We start from the raw sequence: 14,373 nt of genomic DNA on the forward strand, positions 1-14,373 counted from the left end.
CGTTACGGCGTCCACGGGCGGCAATTCTCCCCACCCGGGCGGCGCGGACCGGCCCTGAAGTGGCAAGCCTCACCTCAACGACCCCGCGTACGCCGCAACCACACCCCCAACGCCCCGACCGCCACGAACACCAGCACCGAGCACAGCAACACCTTCACCACCCGGCAACCATGCCACGGGGACGTAAGGTGCAGGAGTGCGCCTGGCCACCTTCAACCTGCTGCACGGACGATCCCTCACCGACGGGCTCGTCGACTCCGACCGACTCACCGCCGCCATCGGCGCCCTCGACGCCGACGTGCTCGCCCTGCAGGAGGTCGACCGCGACCAACACCGCAGCGGCAACCTCGACCTCACCGCCATCGCCGCCCGCGCCCTCGACGCACCGCACCACCGCTTCGCCGCCGCCGTCGTGGGCACCCCCGGCGAACAGTTCCGCCCGCTGCGCCACGACGACGACGGCCACGGCGAACCCTGCTACGGCATCGGGCTGATCAGCCGACACCCCGTCCGCAGCTGGCAGGTCACCCGGCTCAAGCCGGCACCCGTACGCTCACCGGTCTACGTGCCCGGCCCCCGCGGCGGCCTCATCCTGCTGCACGACGAACCCCGCGTGGTCCTCGCCGCCGTCCTGGACACCCCCCACGGCCCCCTCACCGTCGCCGCGACCCACCTGTCCTTCGTGCCCGGCTGGAACGCCCGCCAACTACGCCAGACCGTCCGCGCCCTGCGCGCGCTACCGGGCCCCCGCGTCCTGCTCGGCGACCTCAACCTGCCCGCCGGCGCGGCCCGGCTCATCTCCGGCTGGCACCCCCTGGGCCGACGCCCCACCTACCCCTCCGGGCAGCCCCGCGTCCAACTCGACCACATCCTCGCCGACCGGCACGCCCTCGCCGACCTCCCACCGGTACGCGCCGTCACCGCGCCGGCGTCGACCATCTCCGACCACCGCCCGCTGCTGGTCGACCTCGGCTGACAACCGTCAGTCGGGATAATCCGCCATCGTGGGTCGCGAATGTCTAAGGTGAGGCTTCACCGACACCACCGCCGTTGCGCGCCATCGCCACCCCCGACAACACGGAGCTGACCATGAGCGACAGGCCGGACACGATCGTCCTCATCCACGGGTTCTGGGTCACCCCCCGCAGCTGGGAACACTGGGTCACCCACTACCAGGACAAGGGCTTCCGAGTGCTCACCCCCACCTACCCCGGGCTGGAGGGCGAGGTCGAGGCGGTCAACGCGGACCCCAGCCCCCTGGAGACGCTGACCGCGCCGCAGGTCATCGCGCACCTCACCGAAGTGGTCGCCGCGCTACCCACGCCGCCGATCATCATGGGCCACTCCGCCGGTGGGGCGTTCACCCAGGTGCTGCTCGACCGGGGGTACGGCGCCAGCGCCGTCGCCCTCAACTCCGCACCCACCGAAGGCGTCAAGAACATCCCGTTCTCGCAGCTGCGCTCCACCTTCCCGGTGCTGCGCAACCCCGCCAACCGGCACCGCGCCGTCGGGTTCACCTTCGAGCAGTGGAACTACGCCTTCACCAACACGTTCGACGAGCAGGAGGCCCGCGCCCTGTACGAGCGCTACGCCATCCCCGCCGCCGGCGGCATCCTCTGGGACAGCGTCCTGGCCAACCTGCTGCCCGGCCCCCAGGACATCGCGGTCAACTACCACAACGACCAACGCGCCCCACTGCTGTTCATCTCCGGCTCCGAGGACCACATCATGCCGCCCAGCGTGCAGCGCTCCAACGCCGCGCACTACAAGGGCGACACCATCACCGAGGTCGAGCTCTTCGAGGGGTACGCGCACCTGCTGCCCGCCCAGCAGGGCTGGCAGCGCATCGCCGACGTCGCCCTCGACTGGGCCCTGCGCCACGCCCGGTGACCACCACCGCGTCGCCACGGATCACCCACATCGGCGGCCCAACCACGCTGATCGAGGTCGGCGGGTGGCGGCTGCTCACCGACCCGACGTTCGACCCACCCGGGCGGCGCTACACCTTCGGCTGGGGCACCTCGTCACGCAAAATCACCGGCCCGGCGATCCCCGCCGCCGACCTCGGGCCGATCCACGCGGTGCTGCTCAGCCACGACCACCACGGCGACAACCTCGACGACGCCGGCCGGGCGCTGCTCAGCGGCGCGGGCACCGTCCTCACCACCGAATCCGGCGCACGCCGGCTCGGCCCCGACACCCGGGGCCTGCGCGCCGGGCACACCACCCGGCTCACGCACCCCGACCGACCGACGATCGAGGTCACCGCCACCCCCTGCCGGCACGGCCCGCCCCTGAGCGGCCCCATCGTCGGCGACGTCATCGGCTTCGCCCTGCGCTGGGACGGACAACACCACGGCGCGCTCTGGATCACCGGCGACACAGTGCTGACCCGCCGGGTACGCGCCACGGCCGCCCGCATCCAGGTCGGCACAGTGCTGCTGCACCTCGGCGGCGTACGGTTCCCGCTCACCGGGCCCCTGCGCTACTCGATGACCGCCCGGCGAGCCGTCCAACTGTGCGCCGCGGTACGACCGCACACCACGATCCCGGTGCACTACGAGGGCTGGCAACACTTCCAGGAGCCCCGCGAGATCATCGAGCGGGCATTCGCCGCCGCCCCAGCGCCGGTACGCGACAGCGTCCGCTGGCTCCCACCCGGCGAACCCACCACCGTCCCCACCTGACCGACCCGGGGGAGCGGACCACCGAGTCGCAAGATTCCCTCAAGATCATTGCATCGACGAACTCCGACGATCATGCTGGTCGATACGCGCCACGATCAACTCGTCGGAGGCCACATGAGACGCCAGCGACCCACCCTCATCGCCGTGTCAACACTCATCGCCATCACCCTCACCACCGCACCCACCCCCGCCAACGCCGCACCACCCGGCCAGGTCACCACCCTCACCGCCCACCAGGCCGACGGATACACCACCCTCGCCTGGCAACCCGTCGACGGCGCCACCGACTACCAGATCGAACGCACACCCGTCGACGCCGACAACACCCCCACCGGCACACCCACCATCGTCGGCATCTGGCGACCCAACCGCCAGATCAACCAACAGGCACCCACCTTCGCCGACGCCGGCTACAACCCCGGCGACACCTTCCAGTGGCGCGTACGCGCCCGCACCGGCACCACCGAACAGCCCTACTCCGACCCGGTCACCGCCACCACCACCGCACCCTGGGGCAACCCCGACACCCCCGGCCAAGACCTGCGCACCCAATGGGAAACCACCCACGCCGCGCAATACACCAGCGACACCGACGAGTACGCCTACACCGCCGCCATCGACACCCTCAGCGACCGCGTACGCGTCGTCGAACTCGGCCGCACCGTGCAGAACCGACCCATCAACATGCTCGTCATCGGCCACCCCACCCCACCGGCCACCCCCGCAGCCGTCGCCGCCACCGCACCCGTGGCCATCAACTGCAACGTGCACGGCAACGAACCCGGCGACCGCGAAGCCTGCCTCATCATGGCCCGCCAACTCGCCTTCAGCACCGACCCCCGCATCACCGACCTGCTCCGCCACACCACCGTCCTGATCGTCCCCACCATCAACGGAGACGGCCGCGCCAACAACACCCGTGGCAACTCCACCGGCCAGGACCTCAACCGCGACTACTCCCTGATCCGCCAACCCGAGACCACCGCGTACATCAAGATGGTCCGCGACTACCGACCCGTCGCCGGCTACGACGGCCACGAGTTCGGCAACTCCCGCGCCGGTGACCTGCCGATGCTGCCACCACGACACCAGAACGTCGCCCAACCCATCTTCGACCAGTCCCAGGACATGATCGAAGGCCACATGTACACCAAGGGCGCCGAAGCCGGCTGGTGGGCCTGCCCCTACGGCTGCGAAGGCGGCGGCAACGTCGGCCTCAGCGAGGAAACCATCCTGCGCAACACCCTCGGACTCAAGAACGTCACCAACTCCCTGCTGGAACTGCGCAGCTCCGGCGGCCAGACCCGCCCCGACGAGGGCAACACCGCCAACAACCGACGCCGCAAGACCTACTCGGCCCTGTGGACCTTCCACCAGTTCCTCGACTACCACCGCGCCGACCGCGCCGACATCCTGCAAGCCCGCACCGAAGCCATCGAATCCCAGGCCGCCAACACCGGCCGGCTGGTCTTCCGCGGCTCCCGCCCCATCCCCGCCCACCCGGCACCGCACCCCGGCGACAGCCCACCACCACTCGACGCGCCCCCCGCCGACCTGATCCTCGACAACGCGCCCTGCGCCTACAAACTCACCGACGCGCAGTACAACGGCGCACGCACCGACGGACCCGGCGGCGTCGGCACCACAGTGGCGCAACGCATCGCCGCGCACGGCTGGAAGGTCATCAAGACCGGCGACGGCTACTACGTACCCCTCAACCAGCCCGAACGCGGCCTCATCCCGCTGCTGCTCGACACCAAGGGCGTGGAGAAGCTGACCGACGGCGAACGCGTCTACCCCACCCTCACCGGCCGGCACAACGGACCGCTCGTCGTCTCCGGCTTCACCTGCGCCGCCGACGCCACCATCAACGGCCCGGTCACCGTCCGCGCCGCGGCGGCACTCGTCGCGACCGGAACCACCATCAGCGGACCGGTCAACGCCACCCGCGCCGCCGGCGTCCTCCTCGCCGACACCACTGTCAACGGGCCACTGCAGATCACCAACACCACCGACGCGATCTCCATCATCGACGCCACGATCGCCGGCCCGGTCAACCTGTCCGGCAACACCACCGGCACCGACACACCGGTGCTGGCCGGCACCACCATCCGCGGCCCCCTCAACTGCACCGCCAACAACCCCACCCCGACCAACCTCGGCATCGCCAACACCGTCCACGGCCCCCGCACCACCCAGTGCGCCGCCCTGTGACCCACCACTAGCCAGCCGTCACGCCGGCGGCGCGGGCCCACGTCCGCGCCGCCGGCACCTCCCACCCGCCAACCCCTGCACCCGTGGAGGCCGCCGTGTCGCACCCCGCCACCCCACCGCGACGAACCCGCGGACCGCACGGCGCCCGACGGGCTCTCGGCCTGCTCCTACCGACACTGCTGCTCGCCGCCTGCACCGGCAACCCCGCAACTCCCCACACGGAAGCCGCCGCACCCCAGGTCAGCGGACCACTCTGCGCCGCCCTGCCCACCGGTACCGACCCCGGCAACCCGAGCTTCCTCGCCGGTCAACCCGTCGACCAGGCGCTGCGCTGGATCCCCACCCTCACCACCTTCGAAGCGGCCCTGCGCACCAGCGGCGTCCTCACCGACCTGCCCGCCGGCACCGGCGTCACCGTCCTGGCACCCTCCGACGACGCCTTCGCCGCCACGTTCTCCGAGGACAACTGGGACGACCTCATGACCCACCACACCGACCAGCTCCGCACCCTGCTGAAAGCCCACCTCATCACCGGAACCCACCCGATCGCCGACCTCACCACCGCCGGCACCGCCACCACCCTCGACGGCACCACCGTCACCGTCACCCGCACCGGGCCCACCGCCCGCCTCGGCGACCGCGCCGATACGGTCTGCGCCGACTACCAGGCCACCAACGCCCGCATCCACATCATCAACGCCGTCCTCGGCCCACTACCCGTCACCGCCGACGGCACCGGCCACCGCGCACACTGACCACGCTCACCCCGGCGGCACCAGACCCGCCAACGCCCGGTTGGTCCGGTTGGCGCGCACCGCATCGCGCTGCTGCCCGGCCGTCACCTCGATGTACGTCTGCGACGACGCCAACGACGCGTGCCCCAACAAACGCATGATCTCCGCCGCGCTCGCACCGTCCTCCGCCAACCGGGTCGCGAAGGTGTGCCGCAGCGCGTGCAGCCGCGCACCACGCGGCACCCGGTCACCGATGCCCGCCCGCCGGTAACACGACTCGACGAGATACTGCAGGCCACCACGGCGCAACGGCTCACCCTGCCGATCCACCAGAAGCGCCGAACCCGGGCGTACCGACCGCGAACCGAAACGCCGCACCCGACTGTCCAGGTAGTCCAGCAGCACCCGGTCCAGATCCGCCTCGATCGGCACCACCCGAGGCCGCCCGCCCTTGCCCACCACCTCGACCCGCCGCTCACCGGGCCGACCGCCGAGCGAGTCGACGCGCAGCGCCAGCAGCTCCGACAGGCGCAGCCCGGCGCAGAGCGCCACCGCCAACACCGCCACGTCCCGCTCCGGCCACGGGTCGCGTTGCCGACCGTCGTCACGCGCGGCGGACGCGAGCAGCACCTCGGGGGTGTCCGCACCGCGCAGCGGCTTCGGCTGGGGGAGTAGCGCCCGAGGCCGCCCGACCGCCGGCATCGGGTTGCCCGCCACGAACCCGTCAGCGACCAGGAACGTGAAGAAACTGTTCCAGGTGGACCAGGCCCGGTGCACCGACGCGGGCGCCCGGGGAGCGGCGAACCGGGCGAACGCCGCCCGCATCACCCGGGGGGAGAGGTCCGTGATCGACAGCGAGTCCAGGGGGAGGGGAGTGGCCTCCGCGACCAGCGCCGCGACGGCGTGCAGATCTCTGCGGTACGCGGCCAGGGTGTGCGGGGAGGGCTTGCGGGTGGCCCGCGCGGTCAGGAACTCCTCGATCAACACTCCGAGCGATTCGTCCTGTTTGTCATGCATAAGGGATATTATGCAGCATTTTCGCGTTTCCGGGAAGCGGGTGAGCGAGGGGGAGAGGACCACATCCCGGCTGCCCCGCTGGTAGGCAGGGCATTCCGCGCGCAGGCGATGCCGCGCCGGTGCGCCGCCGCGAGAACCGCCGGAGCTGATCGAGGAGCACGTATCGTGCGCGACATGACGTCGTCCGCGGCCACCTGTCCCACCTGCGGTCGACCGGGCACGCCCACGGTGTACAGGGACCTGGACGGTCCGACGGACCTGGTCTGCTCCGCAGGGCACCAGTGGCGGCCCGCCGGCCGACCCGGGTGGGCTCCGGATGCGTCGCCCGCCGCCGTCAGCCGCACCGCGGACGACGCCACGACCCGGACCGGGCCCATGAATGTCAGCAAGGACGGGCGGACCTGGCGGATCGGCACGGCCAGCGACGTCGCCTGGCTCACCGGGCGCACCACGCAAGGCTTCTCGGTCACCACCGCGATCCCGCCGGTATTCGAGGCCTACGGCACCTTCTACCCGCCCGACGGTGTCGGTTTCGACGCCCACGAACGCGCCGTGATCAATGAGCTGGCCACCCACACCGCCGATCAGCCCTGGTGGCTGGGCTTCCTCGACACCGGCGTCCACGACGTCGTCTTCCCGCACGCGCCGACGGTGTCCCTCTACTGGGGCTGGCACTACGTGCTGGTCGAGGCCGGGCCGGAACAGGCCCTCGGATGGCGGACCGGCCACATGCGCGGCGACGGGGCGCTGCCCGACCTGTTCTTCCCAGCGGATCACTCCTGGTTCGTCTCCGCGCTGTGGGACGACGCCTGGACCGACATCGGCGCCACCGGCGCGGTGCTCGCGGCACTGCGCCGCAACCCGTTGGTCAACGCGCGCCTCGTGGGGCCGGATGAGGACGCGTGTCCGCCCGGTCTGACGCGCGACTGACCGCTGTCGGATGACGGCGAGGGGACCACCAGAACTGCTTACTTTACATAATGTACATTATCGAATCGCGGCTTCGACGGGCCGACGCGACGAGAAGTGGTGCATGGTGCCGACGTTGGCGGGATTCGAGCCATCCTGCCGTGGGTCGATCCGCCGGACGGCGATCGGTACCTGGTGAACGCGACAGACCGTCGACGCGAGGTGGGAACTGGTGGTGCGTCCCGCAGTGTCGTCCTGGTCCTGGCTGGGCTGCCGGATTGATCATCCGCGGCAGCCGTCGAGTGGGCAACATTCTGCCGACGCTAGACGCATCGAACGTCATTGCCGTCGGGTCTCGCCCCTCCCCTGGCGACACATCGTCACTCGGGTGAGACGCCACGGGTGCGGCGCAGCCAGTCCTGGGTGAGCGAGCGCAGCAGGGTGGGTTGTTCGAACGGCAGGTAGTGCCCGGCCGCGTCGATCACGGTGTAGGTGCCGCGGGGATAGTGGCGCATGGCGCGGAACTGGTCGGCATAGCCGATGATCCGGTCCTGCCGGCCGGTGATCACGCTGACCGGGCCGTCGAAGACGACCTCGGCGTTCTCGTCGGGTAGCGCGTAGTCGGGGCCGGTCTGCAACTCCTGTTGGAATGTCGGGTCGCCGGGGCCGCCGGAGTGCAGCGCGGCGAGCACCGTCGCGACGACGGCCGGGGTGCGGTGGCCCAGGGCGGCGTCGAGGTGTGTGTGCAGGGCGTTCGGGGCGGCGTCGAGCCAGCCCGGCGGGGCTTCGAGCGGTGGGTCGGCGGGCAGGTCCCGGCTGTCGCGGGCGATGGTGACACCGGGACAGACGAGCAGCAGTCCGCTCACGAGGTCGGGTCGTTGGCGGGCGATGCCGGCGGCGAGGTACGCGCCGTAGGACGCTCCGGCGAGCAGGACTGGCGCGTCGAGGTGGTGGTCGAGCCAGACGCAGACGGTGTCCAGCACCGCCTGGGAGGTGGGTGGGCAGTCTGCGGGGCTGTCTCCGTGGCCGGGCAGGTCCAGGTAGATCTCTCGCAGGCCCGCGCCCGCGAGGGCGGGGCTGAAGGCGGCGGCCGTCGCGGCGCGGCTCGTGCTGAACATGGGTAGGCACACCACCGCTGGTCCGGTTTGCGCTGTGTGGTCGAACGCCAGGTGCACGGAGGAATCCTCGCTGGAGATGGTTGGGTGCTCCAACGTCTCATGCCCGGCGCGGGTTGGGCGGGGCGGCGTGCGCCACCCGTCGTTGACGGCGTTGGGCACCGTCTGCGGTCGCTGAGCGTCGTGGGCACCGGCCGGGTCGGCCGGTGCCCACGAACAGCGTGTGACGGGGTACGGCTCAGAGCCAGGGCACCTGCGGGGACGGGTAGAAGTTGACCTGTTGCAGTCGCCAGCGGGGTGCCTGCTCCCCCAGCCGGGTTCGGAACGATTCCCAGTCGTGGCTGGCGGAGGTGGACCAGCCGAGTTCGGCGATCGCGGGCAGGCGGGGGAAGGCCATGTATTCGATGTCGTCCAGGGTGCGCAGCGTCTCGGACCACAGTGGGGCCTCGACGCCGAGGATGGCGTTCTCGCCGATGCCGGTGACGCGGGTGGCGGGGTCCCAGCCGTAGGCGTCGGACACCTCGATCAGGCCGGCCCAGCGTAGGCCGAGGCGGGTGTTGGCGTCGTACTTCATGTCCAGGTAGGCCTTGTTCGCCGGGGACATGATGATTTTGGTGCCGCGGGCGGCGGCCGCGACCAGGCTGGTGTTGGTGGTGCCGGTGCCCCAGAACTGGGCGACGTGGTCGGTGGTGGTGTCGGCCTGGGTGATCTCGTTCCATCCGGAGGCGCGTTTGCCGTACTTCGCGACCAGGGGCAGGACCCGGTTCATGAAGGTGCGGTAGTCCTCGTCGGTGGTTGCGTGGGCTTCGTCGCCGCCGATGTGCAGGAATGGTCCGGGCGTGATGGCGGCGAGTTCGCGGATGACGTCCTCGACGAATCGGTAGGTGAGTTCGTCGTTGATGCAGAGGGAGCTGTAGCCGACCGCGATGTCGGTGCGTGGTGGCGGTGCGATGCCGTCGCAGTTGAGTTCGGGGTACGTCGACTGGGCGGCGTTGGTGTGCCCGGGCATGTCGATCTCGGGGATGATCGTGATGTGTCGGGCTGCGGCGTAGGCGACGACGGCCTTGTAGTCGGCCTTGGTGAGGTATCCGGGGCCGACGCCGTCGACTCCGGTGCCGGGTCCGCCGCCGACGGTGGTGAGGCGGGGCCAGGAGTCGATCTGGATGCGCCAGCCCTGGTCGTCGGTCAGGTGCAGGTGCAGGTAGTTGATTTTGTACTGGCTGAGCAGGTCCACGTAGGCGGTGATGTCGTCGACGGTGTGGAAGTGCCGTGCGAGGTCGAGCATCGCGCCGCGGTAGGCGAAGCGTGGGTAGTCGATGATGCGTCCGCCGGGGACTGTCCAGGTGGTCCGCTGCCGGTCGGGGGCCTCGATCTCGGCGGGGAGGAGTTGACGCAGTGTCTGGGTGCCGGCGAACAGTCCGGCGGGGGTGTTGGCCCGGATGGTCACGCCGCGGCGGGTGACGTCGAGTTGGTAGCCCTGCTGGCCGATGCGGTTGTCGGCGCCTCCGATGAGCAGGGCGATCTCGGGTAGCGGGGTGGAGCGTACGGGCAGGACGGGCAGGGGGTGGCCGGTGGCGGGGCGCAGTGTCGTGGCGAGTTGCTGGCCGATGCGCAGGGCGGCGGTGGAGCCGGGGGTGGTGCGGATGACGGTCAGGGGGGTGATCCGGAACGTGTTGTGCGCGTCGGGTCGGGTTTCGACAGGGGCGGGGATGACGTCGCTGAGTTGTCGGGCTGGTGGGGTGGGTGCGGCGGTGGCGGGTGTGGCGGGCAGGATGAGTGGTAGTGCGAGTGCGGCTAGGGCCAGCAGCCGTGTGGTGGTGTGTCGGCGACGCACGGTACCTCCAGGCCTCGTCATGATCGACCTTCGTCGATTAGAGTCGCAGGCTACCGGCCCTCCACCTGCACTGTAAACCTTCCTTAACATAAGGGCTCGTCGAGACAGCGTTGTCGCCGACCTCACGTACGCCGCTCGCTGGGGAATTCCCGGAGTGGGTCGTGCCGTTGTCCGTTCGGAAGATCAGGTTCAGATGATCGAATGGAAGTGCCATGCGCATGCGCTCAGACGCGGTAGTGCTCTTCGGCGTCACTGGCGACCTCGTCTCGAAGAAGCTGTTCCCGGCGCTGTACGAGTTGACCCGGCGCGACCGCCTCGACGTCCCGGTGATCGGCGTGGCCCGCTCCCCCTGGGATGATGAGCAGCTGGTCACCATGGCCCGCAAGTCGGTCACCGAGGCGGACGACGAGATCGACGACGAGACCTTCGATCGGCTGGCGGACAACCTTTCGATGATCTCCGGCAACTACGCGGACCCGACGACGTACCAGCGGCTGGCTGAGCGGTTGAGCGACGCCGAGCGACCGGTCTTCTACCTGGCGATCCCTCCGGCGGTGTTCGGCTCCGTCGTCGAGGGCCTGGCCGCCGTCGGTCTGGCCGACCGGGGTCGGGTGATCGTGGAGAAGCCGTTCGGGCGGGACCTGGAGTCCTCCCGCGAGCTGGAGCGCACGCTCGGCGCGGCCTTCGCGCCGGAGCGCGTGTTCCGCATCGACCACTACCTCGGCAAGGAAGCCGTCGAGGGTCTCTACGCCTTCCGGTTCGCCAACCGGCTGTTCGAGCCACTGTGGAACAACGAGCACATCGACAACATCCAGGTGACCCTCGCCGAGGGTTTCGGCACGCAGGGCCGGGCCGGGTTCTACGACACGGTGGGCGCGACCCGGGACGTGCTGCAGAACCACATCCTGCAGGTCGTCGCGCTCCTCGCGATGGAGGCGCCCGCCAGCGAGGACACCGCGGCGTTCCGGGAGGCGGAGGCCGCGGTGCTGCGGCAGATCGCGCCGCTGTCGCCGGAGTCCACCGTCCGGGGGCAGTACGCCGACTATCGCGACGAGCCGGGCGTGGCGGCCGACTCGAACACCGAGACGTTCGTGGCGACCCGGTTGACAGTCGACTCCCCCCGCTGGGCGGGTGTGCCCTTCTACCTGCGCACCGGTAAGTCCCTGCCGGGGACGGCGACGGAGGTCGTGGTCGAGTTCAAGCAGCCGCAGCGCTCGCTGATCCCGGCCGAGCGGGGCACGGCGACCGCCGCGAACCTGTTGCGGTTCCGCCTCGGGCGCGGTGACGGCATCACGATGTCGATCCAGGCGAAGAGCCCGGGCGCCGAGGTGGCGAGCCGGCCGGTGGACCTGTCCGTCGACTTCGGCGCGGCTCTCGGGCGCCGACAGGAGGCGTACGAGCGGCTGCTCGACGACGCGATGGACGGGCAGCACCTGCGCTTCGCGCGTGCCGAGACGATCGAGCAGGAGTGGCGCATCGTCGAGCCGATCCTGGATCTGCCGGCGGCGGTGCAGTCGTACGAGAAGGGCAGTTGGGGTCCGGCGGACGCCGACCGGCTGGCCGGCGGCTGGCACACCCCGTACCTGCGCTAGCCGCGGCCCGCACCGCTCGCGGGCGGTGCGGGCCGCGTGTCATCGGTCGGTACGGGTCGCCGGGCGGATGCCGCGGATGCCGGCGACGGCGAACTCGAGGCCCAGGTCGTAGTAGCCGTTGCGGTCGCGGCAGAAGGTGAGCGCGTCAGCGGCGGCGAGGACGTGCGGGAAACGCTGCGGCGCCAACGCGTGCAGCGCTGCCCGCTTGGCGCGGACGGCGTCGTCGCGGGTGTCCGGATCGGTGCTCTCCGTGGCGCCGGGTTCGGTGGCCACGAGGGTCACCAGGGAGCAGAAGGCCTGGGTGCCGATCTCGGTGGCCTGGTCCGGGGGGTAGCCCGCCCCGTCGAGCAGGGCGAGGATGCGCTCCACCAGGATCAGGCCCGGCTCGGACAGCAGGATGCGGGTGGGGACGAGCCCGGCCACGGTGGGGTGTGGGCGGAGCGCGGCGAGGCAGGCGGCCAGGATGGCGCGGACCTGCTCCTCCCAGGGTGCGGTGCTCGGCTCGGGCAGGCGGATGTCGGCGAGCAGGCGTGCGGCGAGCGCGTCGAGCAGGTCGCTCTTGTCCCGGAAGTGCCGGTAGAGCGCCATCGGGGTGACGCCGTGTTCCTGCGCCAGCCGGCGGATGGTGATCGCGGACAGGCCCTCGGTGTCGGCGATGCGCAGCGCGCTCGTGACGATCGCGGTGGGGTCGAGACGCGGTGGGGTGTCCTTGCTCATAGTGCCAGTGTACTACGTACACATCTCGGTATACGTTGTAGATGTACGGCGTATACGGCGCTGTGCGTGACGTCTTCTCTCCGATGAGGTAGGCATGCGACGTAGTCCCTGGGCAACGCTGGCGGTGCTGTCGTTGGCGCAGTTCATCGTCATTCTCGACGTGACGATCGTGAACGTGGCTCTGCCCAACATCCAGACCGACCTGAGCTTCACCGCTGACGACCTGCAATGGGTGATCAGCGCGTACACCCTGCTCTTCGGTGGTTTTCTGCTGCTCGGCGGTCGCGCCGCCGACCTGCTCGGCGCCCGCCGGGTATTCATCGTCGGTCTGGTGCTGTTCGGGGCGATGTCCCTGCTCGCCGGATTCGCGACCTCACCCGGCCTGCTGATCGCCGCGCGGGCCGTGCAGGGCCTGGGCGGCGCGTTGCTCTCCCCCGCGGCCCTGGCGATCCTCACCGTCACGTTCGCGCACGGACGGGAACGCAACATCGCCATGGGCATCTGGGGCGCCCTCGCCGGGCTCGGCGGAACACTGGGCGTGGTGGCCGGCGGCCTGCTCGTCGACGCGCTGAGCTGGCGGTGGGTGTTCTTCGTCAACGTACCCATCGTCATCGCGCTCGTGGCGATCGTGCCGACCTTCGTGGCGGCCGTGCGGCACTCCCAGCCCGGCCCCCGGACCTTCGACGCGCTCGGCGCGGTCCTCGGCACCACAGGCCTGCTCGCCGTCGTGTTCGGCGTGGTCCGTGCCGAGTCGGCCGGCTGGGGTTCGGCGCAGGTGCTCGCCGCCCTCATCGGCGGGGTCGCGCTGCTGGCGGTCTTCGTCGGTGTCGAGGCGCGCTCGGCCGCGCCACTGGTGCCGCTGCGGCTGTTCCGCTCCCGGGCGCTGAGTGTCTCCAGTGGGGCGCTGGCGCTCAACGGCGCCGCGTTCCTGTCGATGTTCTTCCTCACCGCGCTCTACCTGCAGCAGGTACGCGGCGCCTCGCCGCTGACCGCCGGCCTGCAGTTCCTGCCGATGGGCGCGACGGCCATCGCCGGCGCCGCCCTGGCCACCCAGCTGGTGCACCGACTCGGCACCCGCACCCTGCAGATCATCGGCGCGCTGCTCAGCGTGATCGGCCTGCTGCTGCTCAGCGGGGCGAGCGCCACCGGCTCCTACACCAGCGAGCTGCTGCCCGGCCTGCTGCTGTTCGGTCTGGGCATCACCACGCTGGGCGTACCGGCCCAGATCACCGCGATCTCCGACGTCGAGCACCACGAGGCGGGTGCCGCGTCCGGGGTGGTCACCGCCGTGTACCAGGTCGGCGGCGCCCTGGGGTTGGCCATCGTCACCACGCTGTCGGTCACCCACGTCACCGACGCGCTCAGCCGCGGCGCCGGCCAGCAGCAGGCGCTCGTCGACGGGTTCCACCGGGGGCTGTTGATCGCCGCCGTCTTCGCGATCGTCAACCTGGTCATCTCGCTCGCCACCCCGCAACTGCGCCCCGACGCCGAGCGGGTCGCCGAGGCGGCGGTCGCGGCCTGAGCCGACGCGCTGGAGGCGGCACGCCGCCTCCA

At 70.8% G+C, this 14,373-nt stretch carries 12 protein-coding genes; 8 read left to right on the plus strand and 4 right to left on the minus strand.

Features of this window, described 5'->3' with window-relative positions; genetic code table 11:
• The first annotated feature begins 196 nt into the window (after positions 1-196).
• The 5 genes from ACQP0U_RS15665 to ACQP0U_RS15685 all read left to right on the plus strand — a co-directional run bounded on the left by ACQP0U_RS15665 (position 197) and on the right by ACQP0U_RS15685 (position 5,656).
• The gene (locus ACQP0U_RS15665; protein ID WP_433320117.1) at positions 197-976 is read left to right on the plus strand and encodes an endonuclease/exonuclease/phosphatase family protein; all 780 of its coding nucleotides are present in this window, start codon (positions 197-199) and stop codon (positions 974-976) included.
• A gap of 113 nt (positions 977-1,089) precedes the next feature.
• A complete protein-coding gene (locus ACQP0U_RS15670; protein ID WP_433320120.1) occupies positions 1,090-1,890 on the plus strand; it encodes an alpha/beta hydrolase in 801 nt (266 codons plus the stop codon).
• On the plus strand, positions 1,887-2,687 hold the full coding sequence (locus tag ACQP0U_RS15675) for an MBL fold metallo-hydrolase (protein WP_433320123.1): 801 nt from the start codon (positions 1,887-1,889) through the stop codon (positions 2,685-2,687). Before ACQP0U_RS15670 ends, ACQP0U_RS15675 begins: the two co-directional genes overlap by 4 nt.
• 114 nt (positions 2,688-2,801) lie before the next feature.
• Positions 2,802-4,901, plus strand: a complete 2,100-nt coding sequence (locus ACQP0U_RS15680; protein ID WP_433320126.1) for a M14 family zinc carboxypeptidase — start codon at positions 2,802-2,804, stop codon at positions 4,899-4,901.
• 95 nt (positions 4,902-4,996) lie between these two features.
• Entirely contained in the window at positions 4,997-5,656 is a 660-nt protein-coding gene (locus tag ACQP0U_RS15685) for a fasciclin domain-containing protein (protein WP_433320129.1), read from the plus strand.
• A 6-nt stretch (positions 5,657-5,662) separates the two neighbouring features.
• Here ACQP0U_RS15685 and ACQP0U_RS15690 read toward each other — a convergent pair whose 3' ends face one another.
• Entirely contained in the window at positions 5,663-6,652 is a 990-nt protein-coding gene (locus ACQP0U_RS15690) for a tyrosine-type recombinase/integrase (protein ID WP_433320132.1), read from the minus strand.
• Positions 6,653-7,027: 375 nt separating this feature from the next.
• On the opposite strand from ACQP0U_RS15690, the gene ACQP0U_RS15695 reads away from it, so the two are divergent.
• Positions 7,028-7,582 carry a hypothetical protein gene (locus tag ACQP0U_RS15695; RefSeq protein ID WP_433320135.1) on the plus strand — a complete coding sequence of 185 codons (555 nt, stop codon included), beginning with the start codon at positions 7,028-7,030 and terminating at the stop codon, positions 7,580-7,582.
• Between the two features lie 359 nt (positions 7,583-7,941).
• Here ACQP0U_RS15695 and ACQP0U_RS15700 read toward each other — a convergent pair whose 3' ends face one another.
• The gene (locus ACQP0U_RS15700) at positions 7,942-8,679 is read right to left on the minus strand and encodes an alpha/beta fold hydrolase (protein ID WP_433320138.1); all 738 of its coding nucleotides are present in this window, start codon (positions 8,677-8,679) and stop codon (positions 7,942-7,944) included.
• 235 nt (positions 8,680-8,914) lie between these two features.
• Complete coding sequence (locus tag ACQP0U_RS15705; protein WP_433320141.1) at positions 8,915-10,510, minus strand: beta-N-acetylhexosaminidase; 1,596 nt, start codon at positions 10,508-10,510, stop codon at positions 8,915-8,917.
• Between the two features lie 212 nt (positions 10,511-10,722).
• Between ACQP0U_RS15705 and zwf the strand changes: the two genes are divergently transcribed.
• Entirely contained in the window at positions 10,723-12,102 is a 1,380-nt protein-coding gene (zwf, locus tag ACQP0U_RS15710) for a glucose-6-phosphate dehydrogenase (protein WP_433320144.1), read from the plus strand.
• A 39-nt stretch (positions 12,103-12,141) separates the two neighbouring features.
• On the opposite strand, the gene ACQP0U_RS15715 is transcribed toward zwf, so the two are convergent.
• Positions 12,142-12,819, minus strand: coding sequence for a TetR/AcrR family transcriptional regulator (locus ACQP0U_RS15715; protein ID WP_433320147.1), 678 nt, complete (start codon positions 12,817-12,819; stop codon positions 12,142-12,144).
• A 94-nt stretch (positions 12,820-12,913) separates the two neighbouring features.
• Between ACQP0U_RS15715 and ACQP0U_RS15720 the strand changes: the two genes are divergently transcribed.
• The gene (locus ACQP0U_RS15720; protein WP_433320150.1) at positions 12,914-14,341 is read left to right on the plus strand and encodes a DHA2 family efflux MFS transporter permease subunit; all 1,428 of its coding nucleotides are present in this window, start codon (positions 12,914-12,916) and stop codon (positions 14,339-14,341) included.
• Positions 14,342-14,373: the final 32 nt, after the last annotated feature.

The sequence above is a fragment of the Micromonospora sp. CA-269861 genome (assembly GCF_050948505.1).
In the GTDB taxonomy this organism is placed as follows: Bacteria; Actinomycetota; Actinomycetes; order Mycobacteriales; family Micromonosporaceae; genus Micromonospora.